The sequence below is a fragment of the Candidatus Wallbacteria bacterium genome, from assembly GCA_028687545.1.
Taxonomy (GTDB): domain Bacteria; phylum Muiribacteriota; class JAQTZZ01; order JAQTZZ01; family JAQTZZ01; genus JAQTZZ01.
This window is the reverse complement of record JAQTZZ010000009.1, coordinates 112,624-128,957: the sequence shown is the minus strand read 5'-3', so window position 1 is coordinate 128,957 and position 16,334 is coordinate 112,624. Positions and strand designations below refer to the sequence as shown.

At 46.7% G+C, this 16,334-nt stretch carries 16 protein-coding genes; 1 reads left to right on the top strand and 15 read right to left on the bottom strand.

Annotated elements, in window-relative coordinates; translation table 11 throughout:
• From PHW04_06635 to PHW04_06570, 14 genes are all read right to left on the bottom strand, one after another.
• Positions 1-1,391: DUF2723 domain-containing protein (locus PHW04_06635; protein ID MDD2715555.1), on the bottom strand; the 1,391-nt coding region annotated here is incomplete at its 3' end.
• A 4-nt stretch (positions 1,392-1,395) separates the two neighbouring features.
• Entirely contained in the window at positions 1,396-2,664 is a 1,269-nt protein-coding gene (locus PHW04_06630) for a glucose-6-phosphate isomerase (GenBank protein MDD2715554.1), read from the bottom strand.
• Positions 2,665-2,703: 39 nt separating this feature from the next.
• Positions 2,704-4,176 carry a pyridoxal-phosphate dependent enzyme gene (locus PHW04_06625; GenBank protein MDD2715553.1) on the bottom strand — a complete coding sequence of 491 codons (1,473 nt, stop codon included), beginning with the start codon at positions 4,174-4,176 and terminating at the stop codon, positions 2,704-2,706.
• Between the two features lie 64 nt (positions 4,177-4,240).
• On the bottom strand, positions 4,241-5,554 hold the full coding sequence (locus tag PHW04_06620) for a radical SAM protein (protein MDD2715552.1): 1,314 nt from the start codon (positions 5,552-5,554) through the stop codon (positions 4,241-4,243).
• Positions 5,538-6,689: a hypothetical protein gene (locus tag PHW04_06615; protein MDD2715551.1), complete on the bottom strand. Its 1,152-nt coding sequence runs from the start codon at positions 6,687-6,689 to the stop codon at positions 5,538-5,540. The genes PHW04_06620 and PHW04_06615 overlap by 17 nt, the downstream gene beginning before the upstream one ends.
• A gap of 51 nt (positions 6,690-6,740) precedes the next feature.
• A complete protein-coding gene (locus PHW04_06610; GenBank protein MDD2715550.1) occupies positions 6,741-7,688 on the bottom strand; it encodes an acyl-CoA dehydratase activase in 948 nt (315 codons plus the stop codon).
• Entirely contained in the window at positions 7,685-8,599 is a 915-nt protein-coding gene (locus tag PHW04_06605) for a hypothetical protein (protein MDD2715549.1), read from the bottom strand. Before PHW04_06605 ends, PHW04_06610 begins: the two co-directional genes overlap by 4 nt.
• A 100-nt stretch (positions 8,600-8,699) precedes the next feature.
• Positions 8,700-9,842, bottom strand: a complete 1,143-nt coding sequence (locus PHW04_06600) for an ATP-binding protein (protein MDD2715548.1) — start codon at positions 9,840-9,842, stop codon at positions 8,700-8,702.
• A 93-nt stretch (positions 9,843-9,935) separates the two neighbouring features.
• The gene (locus PHW04_06595; GenBank protein ID MDD2715547.1) at positions 9,936-10,136 is read right to left on the bottom strand and encodes a hypothetical protein; all 201 of its coding nucleotides are present in this window, start codon (positions 10,134-10,136) and stop codon (positions 9,936-9,938) included.
• A gap of 35 nt (positions 10,137-10,171) precedes the next feature.
• Positions 10,172-10,939: a hypothetical protein gene (locus tag PHW04_06590; GenBank protein MDD2715546.1), complete on the bottom strand. Its 768-nt coding sequence runs from the start codon at positions 10,937-10,939 to the stop codon at positions 10,172-10,174.
• A gap of 233 nt (positions 10,940-11,172) precedes the next feature.
• Complete coding sequence (locus PHW04_06585) at positions 11,173-11,634, bottom strand: hypothetical protein (protein ID MDD2715545.1); 462 nt, start codon at positions 11,632-11,634, stop codon at positions 11,173-11,175.
• A gap of 20 nt (positions 11,635-11,654) precedes the next feature.
• On the bottom strand, positions 11,655-12,227 hold the full coding sequence (locus PHW04_06580) for a hypothetical protein (protein MDD2715544.1): 573 nt from the start codon (positions 12,225-12,227) through the stop codon (positions 11,655-11,657).
• Positions 12,227-12,775, bottom strand: a complete 549-nt coding sequence (locus PHW04_06575; protein ID MDD2715543.1) for a hypothetical protein — start codon at positions 12,773-12,775, stop codon at positions 12,227-12,229. The genes PHW04_06580 and PHW04_06575 overlap by 1 nt, the downstream gene beginning before the upstream one ends.
• A gap of 14 nt (positions 12,776-12,789) precedes the next feature.
• Positions 12,790-13,743 (bottom strand): hypothetical protein, encoded by a 954-nt coding sequence (locus PHW04_06570; GenBank protein ID MDD2715542.1) that lies wholly within the window; start codon positions 13,741-13,743, stop codon positions 12,790-12,792.
• A 135-nt stretch (positions 13,744-13,878) separates the two neighbouring features.
• On the opposite strand from PHW04_06570, the gene PHW04_06565 reads away from it, so the two are divergent.
• Positions 13,879-15,117 (top strand): hypothetical protein, encoded by a 1,239-nt coding sequence (locus PHW04_06565; GenBank protein MDD2715541.1) that lies wholly within the window; start codon positions 13,879-13,881, stop codon positions 15,115-15,117.
• Between the two features lie 83 nt (positions 15,118-15,200).
• Here the strand turns inward: PHW04_06565 and PHW04_06560 are convergent, their stop codons facing one another.
• Positions 15,201-16,322 (bottom strand): hypothetical protein, encoded by a 1,122-nt coding sequence (locus PHW04_06560; protein MDD2715540.1) that lies wholly within the window; start codon positions 16,320-16,322, stop codon positions 15,201-15,203.
• Between the last annotated feature and the right edge of the window lie 12 nt (positions 16,323-16,334).

The window sequence follows — 16,334 nt, the reverse complement described above, 5'->3', positions numbered from 1 at the left end:
TGTCCGTAGTTATTGAAAAAATAGGTAGTCTCTACGGGATGTTTTTCGGCGCTGAAAACTCCTGTCAGACCGCCATGCGCCAGTCCCTCAGACAGAGCCTCCGGTTCCAGCCCAAGATATTTCCTCAAATAATCTCTGTACCATGGAATACTGATCAGAGAACTGTCCACCACCATGATGTCTGTGCGTATTTTTTCAACGTACTGTGCGTAAAACAGGGGAAAAGCCAGTTCATCTCCTGATACCAGCAGTATCGATTTCTGAGGCAGAAAAGCAAGGCTCTTTTCCACCCACTCCCTGATCAGAAAATCATTGCGCATGGAGTCTCTGCAGAGCAGATAATAATTCCCCAGCGCTGAAATAATCAGGACTGTCGATAAGACGAGGGTAAAATTCCGGCGGCTGAATTGCGAAGTGCCCTGCGCTGCGATCAGGAAAAAGCAGATCAGCGAGGGCAGATAAAAGTGGAATTTAGAAAGCGGCAGGCACGGAGTGATCAGGAAAAATCCGGTATTCAGTAAAGCTAATGCCAGTAAGTAGGCAGTGAATCCCCGGCTTTTCCCATAAATGAAGAGTACCACTGGAAAAATCAGCAGAAATTTCAAAAGAGATCCGAGCAGGATCAGATATTCCTTGCATCTGATCAACAGTTCCGGAAACCCAGCCAGCAACAAAACCTTCAGATTTTTTCCTGAATCAACCAGGTTGTGATAGCTGACTGTGATCGAATCAGGTTTGCTGTAATTCCAGATCACATCCCCTTGAGCCCTGATCAGAAGGAAAAGGAAGGGTGTCAGTGCAAGTGCTATAGTCAGCGCAGCCACTCCTTTAGAAATTTTTCCCCGTTCCTGATAACAGAGAACACAGAGCGGCAGGATCAGGACAAGATTTGTAAGCTGCAGCGAAAACGACAGGATCAGAATGAAACCAGCCAGCAACAGCCACTTCTGCCTGGGGTTCAGGAAAAAGCTCTGGATGAAATAGAGGTGAAGGGCTAGAAACAATAGATTCAGACTGTAAACTTCCACTCTGAATCCTACGCTTGAAATAAAAGAAGTGACTAGAAAGCCAAGCAGGGCAACTGACAGGTACTGTTCAATCTTCATGCGATTCATAATCAGGAAAAGCACAAGATAGCAGAGGGATAAGTAAAACGCAGACATGAGGTTGGCGAAGCGGATCACTTTCAAGGGAAAAATATCAGCTGACAGGAAAACTTTACTGATCAGCGAAAACAAGTGGGAAGAACCGGACTGCGGAATATTCAGAAGTTCCGAAGATGCCACAAGCTCGCAGGAATCACCTGAAGTCATGTCAGGAGCAGCATGATAGGCGACTATGGCGAAAACGGAGATGAAAACCAGCGTCAGGAGCTTATGGTTTTCCGGCAACCAGTCATCCTTTCCCGAGCAGCCTGAACATGTTCTTCTTGTAAGCTTCCACGCCAGGCTGGTCAAAGGGGTTTACCCCCAGCAGGTAACCGCTGATCGCCACGCTAATCTCAAAGAAATAAAGCAGTTCTCCCAGTGTTTTGGGGTTCAGTTCAGGCATGATCAGGCTCAGGTTCGGGACCTTCCCGTCGGTATGTGCCTGCCTGGTTCCTTCGTATGCCTTGAGATTGATCTCATCAATAGTTCTGCCTGCAAGATAGTTCAGCCCATCGAGGTCGCCTTTTTCGGACTGGACCTTGAGTTTGGAAGTTTTTTCCACCACCAGGAAAGTCTCGAACAGCTGTCTCTCCCCATCCTGAATGTATTGCCCGAGTGAATGCAGGTCAGTGGTGAATGTGCAGGAAGCCGGGAAAATTCCCCTGCAGCCCTTTCCCTCGGATTCGCCGAACAACTGCTTCCACCATTCAGTCAGGTAACGCAGCCTGGGATCAAAGCTGGACATCATCTCAACTTTCTTGCCTTTCTTATAAAGCAGGAATCGGATCGCGGCATACAGAAACGCCGGGTTGTCTTTCAGCCCTTTTTTGGCGCAGAATTCTTCCGCAGCTTTAGCCCCTGCCACGAGCGCTTCGATATCTATTCCAGCACAGGCAATGGGAATCAAACCTACCGGGGTCAGCACCGAAAATCTCCCGCCGATATTGTCGGGGATTACGAAGGTGCGGAAGCCTTCCTGATCGCTCAGCTTGCGCAGGGCTCCTTTTTGGGCATCTGTGGTGGCAATGATATGCTGCCCGTATTTTTTCCCGTATTTCTTCTGCGCCAGTTTTTTCAGCATCCTGAAAGCGATCGCCGGCTCTGTGGTAGTACCTGATTTAGAAATGACATTAAGATAGAAATCGCGTTTTTCAAGGCAGGCGAGCTGATGCTCCATCTCCTGTCCGCTGATGTTTTTGCCGGAATAGACTATTCCCAACTTGCTGTCTTTGGAGAGGGCTGAAATCGCAGCTCTTGCACCCAGGTATGATCCTCCAATGCCAACTACTGCCAGCGTCTCAGCATTTTTCCTGATTTCAGAGGCCAGTTTTTTAATCTCTGCGAGTTCCTTTTTTCCGATCTTGGACGGCAGGTGGAGCCAGCCCGTGAATTCAGCGCCTGCTCCTTTTCCGGTCGATAATTGCTTGTCGGCCTTAAGAATTTTGTCTTTCAAGGATAAAATTTCCCGCTCGCTGACAAAGGGGAGAACATTCCGGTAATCCAGGCGAAAATTCATGCCTTCCTCCAACTTTCAGATTATGATCAAATGCTCGTCTTACTTTAAATTTTTCAATAATCCTGTCGCATCGTTGAATTCATCGATCAGCTTGTCGATTTCCGGTGCCTGGGCATGGATGCTTTCCCAGTATTCGGAGTCATACCACTGGGCGTTGAGTTCTTCCACAGTTTTCCCCTGCTGTTCGACCCAGGTGTAGTATTTAAGATTGTGGATTCTCTTCCTGTCATAGTACGAAAGCTCCAGCATATGGTCGGTTTTAAGACCCAGCAGATGCCGGTGAAAATCCCTGGCAGCCTCCGGTTTTCCATACTTTGGCTCCAGTTTTTTCTGCTCCAGCAGGCGGCTTCCATACATCTGCATGGAGTCGGTGCAGACCGTAAACACGGCATCGCGGTCCGTCAATTCGTAATATTTCGCGAACTTGATCGCAGTCAGCAGGTTGGCGATACCCGAAATACCCAGCAGATCAAGCTTTTCCACCAGTTTTTCGGGTACTCCGTTGTTGATCATGTATTCCCTTCCCACAGGGTCATTGAAGAGCCGCACCAGCCTCCAGGAATCTTCGTCATCGATGGCGATCGCAAGATCAGTGTTCCTGACATTGTGGACCCATGGGATGTGCTTGTCGCCTATGCCTTCGATGCGGTGCGCCCCGTAACCGTTGTAAACCAGGGTCGGGCACTGCAGCGCTTCGCCCACTGCAATCTTTGCCCCAGGGTATTGTTTCTTGAGATAGTCTCCGCAGCCGAGCGTGCCGGCCGAACCTGATGTCAGGCACACACCTGCCAGGCGGCCTTTCTCTCCCATCTCATTCTGGAAAACTTCCTCCATGGCATTGCCTGTGACTTCGTAATGCCAGAGATGGTTCCCCATTTCCTCGAACTGGTTGAAGATCATGATGTCTTTCCTGGTGGCGCGCAGTTCATGGCATTTGTCGTAGATTTCCTTGACATTGCTCTCTGTACCCGGAGTAGCGATAACTTCAGTAGCCACTGTTTTCAGCCATTCAAATCTTTCGCTGCTCATGCCCTGGGGCAGAATCGCGATCGAATCGCAGCCCAGCAGGCGTGAGTTATAGGCTCCGCCACGGCAGTAGTTGCCGGTAGAGGGCCAGACCGCTTTCTGGACTGAGGGGTCAAACTGTCCGGTGATCAGAGGTGGTACCAGGCAGCCAAATGATGCTCCCACTTTATGGCAGCCAGTAGGAAACCATTTACCGATCAGCGCGAAAATCCTGGCCTGAACGCCTGTCAGGGAGGAAGGCAATTCCAGAAAATTCACTTCATCGTGCAGGCCGCCCTTTTCTTTGGGTTCGTTTTTCCAGGAGATGCGGAACAGGTTGAGAGGGTCGATGTCCCAAAGTCCTATTTTTTTTAATCCCAGCTTGACCTTGTCCGGAATCATGACCGGGTTTTTCTGCTGCTTGAGGGTAGGGATGATAATCTTCTTTTCTCTGGCGCGCTCTATTGCCCGCTTGTATTTGTCTTTGTTCTTTTTAAGATTGATCATGCTGCCTCCGTTTGAATTGTCGCTTGTGCCATTTTACCGGAATTCGGGTAAAAATCCAAATAGCTCAGTCAGGGTCAATCTGTGACGACAAGTAATTCCTTGAAAGTGACAGCAGAAATTTGAACAGGCTCCAGGTTGTGAAAACCCTCCGATACATTTTGAATCTTCGGATCGCGCTCTGCAGGTAATAACGCATGTCCAGATTTCTGTAAAGTCTTTTTACACCCAGTCGCAGTTCATTTTCAGTCATTTTTTCAGGCTTCACCACAACATGATCCCAGTCAAACCTGGCTGTGCTGTTTTCAATTAGCCTTCCTTCAGCTTTTAGACTGGAGTAGTAATCCGTTCCCGGATAGGGTGTGAGAAAATAAAAAGTATAGGTGTCCAATCCGATCCTGCGGATCAGTCTGCCTGTATTTTTGAAAATGTTCTTAGTATCGCCGTCGAATCCGAAAATGAAAGTGCCATCCACAAGAATGACATGCTTGTGCAGAAGCTTCACCAGTTTCTGATAATTATCCGTATTGTTCTGATAGATCGACTCGTTCTGATTATTGAGATTTGTAGAAGTCTGGAATCCGATGCTGACCGAAAAGCAGCCGGAAGCAGCCATGGCTGAGATCAGCTCATCGTCCGAATGAAGGCTGGTGGGTGCCTGGATCCACCACTTTTTTTTCAGGGGAGTAATCAATTTGAAGAAGTCCAGGCAGTATTTTCGATCGCAGAAAAGGTTGTCATCTACAAACAGAATGATTTCTTCCTGAATGGTCAGAAGCTCCCTGCGGACTTCTTCAGGGTCCCTGTAGCGCATCTTTTTACAGGGTAGATACTGCAAATAGCAGAATCTGCAGCGGTTATCACAGCCCCTGGAAACCTGACAATAGGCAGCAGTGCGCTTCGTTCTGAAGAAGAGATCCCGCCTGGGAGAAGGAATGGATTTTCCGGATTGGTCAAAACCTGAAGTGTATCTCTGCTTCATGCCGCCTGCCTGAAAATCCTCCAGGAGTTGCGGCCAGGTGTCTTCGGCATCGCCGACTACTAGACTGTCCGCATGCTGCAGGCATTCGTCAGGCAGGAATGAGGTGTGATGTCCTCCCAGGACAACAGGAATCCTCAGTTTCCGGAATCTGTCGGCTAACTCAAAGGCCCTGGGGGCCGTATAAGTGTTGGCCGAGATCCCGACCAGATCATATTTCTCAGTCCAGGGCACCCTTTCCAGGGCTTCGTCGATTATTCTGACAGCATGTGTACCGCAAAGCGCAGCTACTACACCTACGGAAAGCGGGTGTATCTTCCGCTCGTCGATCTTGATCTTCCGCCTGTAACCCAGGCTTTCCCAGGCAGGCTGGACCAGAAGAATCTTAAGTTTTTCTGTCAACATCACTCCCGGTAGAACTGCGTTTTATCTTATACATGCTGACAACCTGCGAGTATTTTTTGTCAATATAGTTGCCAGTAATCTTTCCGATTACTATTCCTGCGACGCATCCCGGGCCGGTTCCGAGAAAACCGGCTAGCCCCGGATTTATAAAGATAACAGGATAGATCGCAGTTCCTGTTATCAAGCCAATCAGAGCACCGGCGAACACTCCGCAAACAGCCCCTGCTTTCTCTCCCTTTAAGATGAATTCCCTGATGACAAGACCGGTGCAGTATCCAATTACAGGGCCGCTTAGAAATGCTAATCCTTCAAACCAGGGATAAATCTGGCTGTCATGAAAAGTCGTAAAATCATGACTGCCGCGAAGAGTCACAAAAAAAGACTCGCCCAGCATGATGGCAATCCAGGATCCGGCTCCGGCATTTATAGCAATCAGAGCGGGCAGCCAGCTGATATTCAGTTCAGCCTGTTCCTTTTCAGTTTTTGTTTTCCCATGGGCAGGGGAGTATGATTTCAATGCAAGGGTCTCGTCGATTCTTCCCCCGATGTTCCATCCGATAATTAATCCCAGTATAAGTCCAGGTCCGCTGACGATAATCAAAGCTGGAGCAATGTGTTTTATGGAAGAGTCCAGTATCGCAGGGTCGATCGCATTGCTGGTGATAATGCCAATCAGTCCACCGCCTATCGAACTAAGGACAGCACCTTTTCTTTTCCCACTTAAGATTAATTTTCCGATTGATTTTCCAGTGTACCAGCCTATGGCGGGACTGCTCGCAACAGCAAGTACCGCCAGTAAAATATATTTGAAAGGAACATACAGGTTGTGGTCTTCCAGGAAGAACGGCGAAAAAATCACCGACATCCATGAACACTGGAGTTCAGTCGTATTAAATTGGATGATCAGTGATCCGAACAGCAGAAATCCCCATGCCCACAATGCAGCCTTTACAGCCAATCGGGAGGGGAGCCTTTCCAAATTGCGGTTTCCTTCCTCCTGCCTTGCTTTCTGGTATTTTTCCTGATCGAATCCCTGCGATTTGAGATTGTACTCGGCTGAATACTCAGCTCCGCAGTCCAGGCATTTTTTCGTATCAAGGTTTTCCCTGCCGCACGGGCATTTCCAGCGCATCGTCAGCTCCTTTAAGATTTACACCATTCTATCACTGATTTGCCATAATATTTAATCTGCGCCGCATTTCCCGCAGCGCTGCCCGAAGCGGCTGACTGAACCGTCGGTGCCGTTGACTATCTCCACAATTTCGCAGCTGTTGGCGCATCCGGACAGATTTGAGTGTTTCAGTGCGACTTTGTCCGGACTGAGCTTTGTCCAGCCCTTGAAAACAGTTCTGCCTGGAACATGCTCCCGGGCCAGCATGGCTGCGCCGATCGCACCCATCAGATGAGGATGCTGCGGTATGATTACATCAGCCTGAAGCTTTTCCTGGAATGCGGTTTTCAGTGCTTTGTTGAGTGCCGTAGCCCCTTGAAACAGGATTTCCTTCCTGATCTTCCTGTTTCTCACCAGGATCGAGAAAAAATTATTCACTACAGCTCTGGCTGCGCCCATGGCTATGTCTGATTTGTCAAAGCCCTGATTCAGCTTTGACACAAGTGAAGACTGGGCAAAAACCCCGCATTTTCCGGAGAGGCTGACCGGATTTCTGCTTTGCAGGGCCAGTTCGCCATAGTCCCTGATGTCTATCCCCAGCCTGTGGGCGATGTTTTCCAGCATGCTGCCTGTGCCTCCTCCGCAGAGCGTGTTCATGGCAAAATCACAGACCCGCCCGTTCTCTATGAAAATGATCTTGCTGTCTTCGCCGCCGATCTCCAGAATTGTACTGACCTCAGGGTGCAAAGACACTGCCGCTTTTGCCTGGGCGATGATCTCTGTGACAAGGGAATCTGCACCGAGAAGGGCTTCCCCGAAATGCCTGCCGCTCCCTGTAATGCCCAGAGCTTTGATTTCAAATGATCTGAATGAATCCAGCGCTCTGAAAGTCGATTCCAGTATCCCTGTGTTGGGCTCATAATGTGATCCTGCCAGATTATTGTCATTGTCCAGCAGAACAACTTTGATGGCGCTGCTGCCGAAATCACAGCCTAAAAACAGCTCTTTTTGTTCATTCATGATCTTCTGTTGTTAATAATCTCTGCAAAGGTTTCGATCCTGGTTTCGACATTGAGAGGCGATAGATTCTCATCGATCTCGAATTTCAGCAGCGGCAGTTTCCGCGCTCTGGCTATGGAATCCACCAAAGGGCTGACTGTAGTTTCAGGCATGCAGGTCAAGGGATAGAGATGGATTATGCCGTGGAATCCCTGCCCTGCGGCAGCGATAGTATTCCTGACGCTTTCAAAGGCGCAGCCTGCGATGGGAGCGTTGAGAAGCTCATGTGCCTCGGCGTCTTCGGCTGTTCTAGGCTGGAGATGGTGTTTTTTCAGGAAATAGTGCGAAAAAAGGGCTGGCGCTGAAGTGGCAATCCCGCAATTCAGAAGTCTTTCCCGCAGGTGATGATTCAGTTCAGGCACGATTGTGGAGTAAGCCTCACCGACCAGAATCACCTTTTTCCGGCCTTGGGAATACTTCATTTCCAGCTTCCGCTCTGCCCTGAGCAGCCTTCTCCAGGCCTTGAAAAGAATGGCCGCGATCTTCAGATTTCCTGGATTGTTCTTCGCCGCATTCCTGATCGAGGAGAGCGGTTTTCTGCGGTCGATCAGCAGCAGATTGCATTCCAGCCCAAGCTCTTTCAAGGTGTGACTGTATAGATTATGGAAATGGCTGAATCTGCAATGTCCCTGGGAGTTGTAGACCAGGATGTTTTTGACTCCTGACTGGATCTGCTCGATGATGGTCCCCAGTGTCACCTTGAAGGGAAAGCAGATCATCTCAGGCGAATGAGCGGAACCGAGAGTGATGGTTTTACTTGTAATTTTTGGGGGCCAGGCTACTTCCCAGCCCAGTTCCTGAAGCTGTCCGGCAATCACCCCGTTGTATACTCCGCAATCAGCAAAGCCGATTTTTTTACCCTGGTCTGTCATGAAGAAATTCTCATTGATAGGCTTTCCTGCAGCTGGACAGGGTTTTTACAGAACCGGTGCTGTCAGAAACGCTCTGTTTTCTCCATTCCATGCCGCCTCCTCAGGGGTCTTTTTGAGTGATGAAGCTCAGATAATTTTCCCGGCTGACAATCTGATATTCAGAGTCGGGATAAGCACTCAGCCAGGCGACTGAGTTTCCCTTTTTTCCGCCTGACCACTTTATTTCATAGGCATGAAGCATTCCCCCGGATTCCTCGACCAGATCAATTTCGTGCTGTTCATAAGTGCGCCAGAAATAGCTGTTGGCCATTATTCCGGTATATTCGCGCCGCTTCATCCTCTCGGTCACAATATAGTTTTCCCATAGCATCCCCGTATCATCGCGGAAATTCAAGGGATTGAAATTGTTGATCAGCGCATTCCTGACCCCGTTATCCAGAAAATAAAATCTGTGGCTCTTAGTGATTTCCTTGCGCAGGTTTCGGCTGAATCCGGTAATCCTGAAAATCACAAAAGTCCGCTCCAGCAGCTCCATGTATCTGTCCACAGTGTTCTTGCTCAGCGAAAGCTGCCTGCCGATCTCAGACAGGGAAACTTCCCGGCCTATCTGAAAAACGATCAACTGGAGCAGCCGGAGTATTTTATCGGAATTTTTGATCCCATCCAGTTCCAGAATGTCTTTGAGCAGGTATGATCCGATCAGTTCCTTCAGAAGCCTTGTTTTGTGTTCATGACTTTTTGCCAGTACGATCTCAGGATATGAACCGAAAACAAGCCTGTCCTCAAGAAGAGCCGCACTTTCAGCCTTAGTCTCCAGTCTGCCGATTTCCAACTGGGCCAGCGGAAACAGCTGCAAGGTGATTTTTCTTCCGGTCAAGGGCTCTCCCGCTTCACGGCAGAGATCAAAAGACGATGACCCGCTGGCGATTACTCTGAGATCCGGGATATGGTCCAGAATGATTTTCAGATTAAGGCCAATACCTTTGATCCTCTGTGCTTCGTCTATTGCCAGAAGCTTGTTGTCCCCCACGAATGATTTCAGTTTTTCAATGGACTGGCTGCTTAAAAATTCCCGTACATAGATGTCGTCGCCATTGACGAACAAGTATTTTTCATCAACTCCCTTCAGAAACTCAGTGATTAACGTGGTTTTTCCGCATCTTCGCGGTCCGTATATCAGAATCGCTTTCTGAGGAGATATCAGCTTTTGGAGATTTGACAATTGTTGTTGGGGAATATACATGTTCGCTCCATTAATCTTAATAAGGTCACTCCATTGACCTTATTATACTTAATTAGGTCAGGGAAATCAACAACATATCGCGGTCAGGAAGCTCTATTCAGGAACTTTTTTTTCAGCTTGTTCCCACCAGCTGCGCCGGCGATCATGCCGATGAACACTCCAGGCCCAGCAGCCGGCAATCAGGGCACCTAAAACAGCGAGCGGTAATCCTCCGGTCCTGACTGCAATGTTTTCCGGGACACCCGGCTTATCATGGGCTTTCTCAGCCCTCCCAATCTGGCGCCGCCACTCCATGGTTCCTCCTCAGGAGTCTTCTTTTCGTCCTTGATTTAATATTCAATGCCGCCACAAATCATTGACAACTGTTTGAACACCAGGCAAAAGACCAGGGAAAACAGCGTCATCAGGACCGGAATGGCAAAATAAGCCACTGTTTTCAGGTCTCCATTCAGAGGCGGCATTCTCTCACTGTTTTTGTCTTCTTCCTTTTCCTCTAGGACCAAGTAGTTTTTTTCGATGGCTGTTCCGGCCTTCCGGCCTAATATCAAACCGATCAACAGGCCTGGCCCTGTGCCGATGAGCAGGGAAAGGTAAAGATCCCCTGTTCCACTTCCTATACGCCCCATTACCATTTTCGCAAGACTGTCGATCAATACAGGCGCAACTTCAGTGCCGGTCAGGAATCCTGCTGCCATGCCAGCACAGCCACCCAGAAAAGTGCATTCATCTCTGCCTGAACGAAGCCTTTTTTCCATAACCATGCCTGCAAGATAACCGATCAGCGGGCAGGTAATGGCTGTAACAAGTGAAAAATAGAAAATGTATCCCATGGTCGAGTAAAAAACCTTAGGTGTATTCGGCAGTCTGATCACAAAAATGGCGATCGGCAATATTCCTGTCAAAAGCGCTGCAACGACAGGAAGACTTGTCCACTGAATGCTCCACTTCTTTTTTGCAGTCGCGACTTCTGCAACTCCGTTGCCTGCGTCATCATGAGAAACATCAGAGACTTTTTCGGGAGGAAGAGCCGCCCCGCAAGCCGGGCAGTTTTCCAGCCCGTCTCTTTGGATCGTGCCGCAACTGGAACATTTGATCATCTGAATTCTCCTGCCTGATCTTTTCATCATGGATCAAGCAATATTTTACTCCTGTTTTGCCAGATAGTCGCTATCACTGTTTGACTTCACACCAGAGTTATGTGCTGTTTCATTACAATTGTTGTCACAATTATGGGGGGAAAAATACACCTTGCTTTCTCTTCCTTATTACCTGGTGGGAAGGCTCCCTGAACTGGCCGCTGAGTTAGTGAAATAGCTTTTTTACTTCCGGGTCATACACCTTTAGATCTATATATTTTTCTCAGGGTGCTTCCAAAAACAGCCCCCGCTATTGACCCTATGATCATTCCTGGTCCAGTCCCGGCTATAAGAGAAAAAACGATATCACCCATTTCATTTCTTACAATACCTTCAATCAGCACAGGGAAAATCGCAGTGCCTGTGAAGAAACCGATGAACAGACCGGCTGTTGCCCCGGTCCTGATGCAGCGCTCACTGCCTTTGCGCAATCCCCGCTCCATTGATCTGCCAGAAAAATAGCCAATCATTGTACAAACCAGTATAGTGAAAAAGTAAAGAAATAATGACAAAGTATCATGGCTGAAATATACTACTCCCATTGCATCTGCTCCACTCAGTAACTTTGAAGCAACCCACAGACAGATCAAGGAGCTGCCACCTCCACAGATCGCACCGGCGATCGAGAGAGGGATTTTGATGTCACTTTTTTTCATGTTCCAGCCTTTTGTCAAAATCAATCCCTAGTCTTGCCTAAATGTTTGCACTGATCCCCCCAATATCGTCTGCTGAGAAGATCTCCGCAAAATCCACCTATTATTGAACCAACTATGATCCCGGGTCCTGTTCCAAAGATAAGGGATGCTCCAATGTCTCCCATCAGAAGCACAGGATAGATTGCAGTCCCAGTCATGAAGCCAACCGCCGCTCCAGCAATAATTCCAATACCTACACAGCTGTCTCTACCAGCTATCAGTTTTTCTTCCATAGTCGCACCCGCGCAAAAACCTATGAGAGGAGTAGTGATTATTGCTAAAACAATAAACCAAGTAAAATTCCCAAAAATTGAGGAGTGCATGTTCGGATCGCTCAATGCTAAAGTACCAATTATAATTAAAGGCCATGACCACAGTGCTGCATAAATCGCTGCTTTGAATGGGAATTTGAGCTTGGAAATGCCGTTTTTATCTCTCCCAGTCTTTTTATTTGGATGCCCCGATTTCTGCTCTGATTCAGCGCAATATGGAGCCCCGCAGAATAAACATTTTTTATTTTCCGGGTTCGCATTTCCGCACTGGCATTTCCACATTACTGTTCACCTTCAATTTTATCTCTATGGCTTGGCTTGCTGGATTTCCGAGGAGATAAAAAAGCGTATTTTTTTCTCAGAATATTTCCTGAAAAAGCCCCAATGATCATCCCCAGGATAACACCAGGCCCGGTCCCTGCTATTAATGAAAAGGCAGCCCCGTTTGCTTCAAAGAGAACAGGAAAAATTGAAGTGCCTGTAAAAAAGCCAACTGCCAGTCCCGCTGCTGCTCCAATGCCTATGCATTGATCGCTACCTCTGAGAAGGTTTCTTTCCATTAATTTACCTGCACAATAACCCATTAAAGGACATATCAAAATTGTTAACGGATCAAACCACAGTAGCTGTGGGTTGTGTGGGTTAAGCAGTCCGGTTCCAATTGCCATTAAAATCCAGGACCAGCAGCCCGCGAAAAAAGCACCTGCAATAGGAAGAGGCAACGGTTTAACTATCTCATCAGACTTGTTTAATGCTTCATAATACTTGCCGCAGCCGCTGCACTTTTCTGTATCAACATTTTCCGCACCGCATTGACATTTCCAGGTCATATACCGGCCTCTCTTTACTCTTCGATTGGCTCTATCAAGATTTTCACATAAGAATCCGCAATGAGATTTCCGATTGGTAGACCGATCAGTGTTCCTATGATTACTCCTGGTCCTGCACCAGCAACTATCATCATATCGATCTGAGGGAAAATCGCGAATCCGATCATGAATCCGATTATAGCTCCCATCTGCGCGCCGATTTTATAGCCAATGCCAGCGGTATCTTTTTTTCCATCGATCGCGTGTATCAGAGTATTTTCTATTTTCATGGCGGCAAGGTAGGACAAGACTACAGGACATATCCAGGAAAAAAAGACATGCATCAAAAGCGATAGTATTTTATCAAAAGATTCCAGCTGTTTGTTTCCAAACAAGACGAATGGGATCATGAAGATTAACAGGAAGATCGGAGCGCAGATTTTCACTGCCTTCATGCGAATAGTCAGAAAACTATTGTTCCTCTGTATAGTGCCATCTTCTTTCTTTAGGTTAAGAATACGATAAAGATCACCTGCTAACACCTGTCCGTGGCACCGCCCAAGCAGACCGCCCAAAATACTGAGGAACAGGCCGAAAATGATAATCATTGTATCGAAATCTTCGTACCAGCGAACATGTTTGTACATCCCACTTTGTAAACTCCAAAGTCTATTGGAAAATAAATCCGTGCCAATTAGTGATAAGAAAAATGCAACAAAGCCATAAACACTTCCCAGAGATTTGCCTTTGTCCTCGAAATCTTTGAAATTAGTAAACTTTGGTATGTTTCTGGTTAAGAGAGTGCTGGTGTACCAGCTGGTCAAAAAAATCACTGAATAGTAGATTACGAAATAATATGTAGGGCATGAAAGCCCTGAGGATCGCCCAAATGTTAAATAATAAACAAAAGTCTGCAGCGGATAAAACCAGGCAAGAGAGTATAAACCTGCCTTGATATGGAATGAACGGATGATTTTTCCCGAATCCAAGAGGTCTCCTTTTATCTTCCAAAACTTATCAGTTATCTACATATTATTTTATCCCTGATTTTACAAAACCGGAACATTTTTGTTAATTTTGAAGTGTGTGAATTGATTGAACCTGGTTGTAATGAAAAGGCCGGAATGAATAAGAAGCAGCAGCCCATAAAATGGAAATGCCTGTGCGGGACCGTCAATGAAGACAGGGAAAAATGCTCGGCCTGCGGTACATTGCATTATGCCAAATTCAATATAAAACCTTTATTTACAATTGAGACGATAGAATTTTTACGATTCAGTGCCTCAGAATACGCTTTTTTCGCGACATTGCCTTTTTTTCTGGTTTTCGGATTTATTTTTCCACTTTACGGCGCATATACGTTTTTCGTTTACTTGATAGCAGAGATTCTGATAGCAATCACAGGCTATTTTGCCGGCAAACAGATAATCAATATTCTGCTGGAAAATCCTCAGCAACGCCATAACTCTTCAGAAATCGGGAAGAAGATTGGTTTTTCATATGGAGCTGTGATCGGCCTTATTACAGGCACAGCTATTTATCCCAGTATTTGTTGGGGTCTTGCTTTTTTTATGTTTGGCTCAGGACCCGGATTGCTTATAGGCATGTGGCTCGGTCGCTGGCTGGGCGGCCTGTTAGCACAGAGCTATGCGGAGAAAATTTATAGCAAATCAGGAAAATTAATCATCAAAGTCAGTGAGAATTACCTGAGTAAGTTAAGAGATAAAAGCACAGAAACCGGATTCGGATTTTCAACTCTGAAATTATCATCAAGCTATTCGATGATTCCATTAATTTTAACTGCTGTGATCCAGTTTCTTTTTTCTTATCTGCTTTTCACCATCATGAGCGAATCCAACGAGTTTCCTATAAGCAGGCAACTTTTGTTATGTGTGCCGGGATTAATTTTATTGATCATCTATCCATTGGAAAAATTGATAATGTGCAGAGTGGGGAATACACAGATCTTTTTTGTTCCGCTAATCATGCTACTATGGAGTCTGCTTGTAGGACTTTCCTGTAATTCCATGCTGATTTTTTACAATCCTGCCAGATTTTTCATTTCTTTCTTGATCAGCAGCAGTTATGGCTTTGTATTGTTTTTTTACAGGCTTTTCAAAGTTTCCAGGATTCAGAACAAATCTGCGCTGTATCTTTCGCTGATAATCAGAGGCATGATCTTTGAACTTGCCAATACTCTTTTAGGCAATGTGCCCATGGGTTCTAACTTATACTATTTCATAACCCAGTATCCTGCTTTCAATCTGATCACGATATCGCATATCATCATCTGCGGAACTCTTACAGGCCTCGCCACAGGCCTGTACCTGCTTCCGAAGATCGTTCTCAAGTCGAACGCCTAGTAAATTGCTGAAAAGGCAGAAAGTTTTTTCCCGCATCTCTTTTACCGGCATTTAGATTGATTTTTCCGCCCGGCATTTCCAGGTCATTTCGTCTCCTCGATTGGATGAGCCTGTTCAAGTCTGTCGGGCCTGATTTTCGGAAGCAGATACATGCCTGTGGCTATGCCGGTCAGGCTCCCGAATACTATATCTGAGACCAGGTTGAAGACATTTTGAGCCGGATATTGCACTAAGTAGTAATGCAGGGAAATTCCCATGGGAATATAACTCGCCAGGGAAAGCACAAGATTAAAGGTAATTCCTCTGATGATCAGGGAACGATAAATTCCTGCATCTGAAAGGTCAGGTTGGCTGAAGAGGCCGCAGTAAAGAATGAGATAACAGAAAAAACTCCTGCCTGCAAAAAAGATTAAGAAATAGATAATGTTGGAAAAGAGGGTACCTGAACTGTATGAGAAGCCGATAAAGATGCACCAATACAGCATGAGCTTTTTCAGGGAAGAACTGTTTAATCCTGGAATCATCACCCTGTTTGTTTCGAATATAATGACTGCAAAAGGGATCAGGTATTTCAAGGAAAAGACCAGTTGCTTTGAGAGTGAGAATTCTCCGGAAGAATCTATGTTTTTAAACACAATAAACGAAAATGCCAGTTGCAGGGCGGCAGCCAGGATCAGCGGCATGGTCGAATACCTGGCAGACAGGTTTGCTGCAGATAATTCACAACCTGAAAAATGTTTTCCTCCTGCCTGGCCGTAGATCTCTGAAGAAGCTATCCTCTCCGCATAACTGTATCGGATGAGTTTCCCTGAAACCGCGCCTATGATCAGCCCTGCGATAATTCCCGGACCTGTTCCGAGAATGATGGCAAACATGACGTCATCCATCCTGCCGCTGCTGATGCCTGTAAGCAAAGCCGGGAAAACCGCTGTACCTGTGAAGAAGCCGATACCCGCTCCAGCCAAAGTTCCGATACCAACGCAATTGTCGATACCTGACAGCAGTTTTTTCTCCATTTCCCGCCCAGCATAAAATCCTATCATGGGATTGATCATCAGGCTTAGAATCACAAACCAGTAGAAATCGCTCGATTGAATAAAATCCGTGAATGCGAGTTCGCCAAAAAAAAGAACACTCCAGGATAATATTGTGGCGTATAACGTGGCTGCGACCGGAAGAGGAATTCTGAGACAACTGTTTTTCATGTTCCTGCCTTT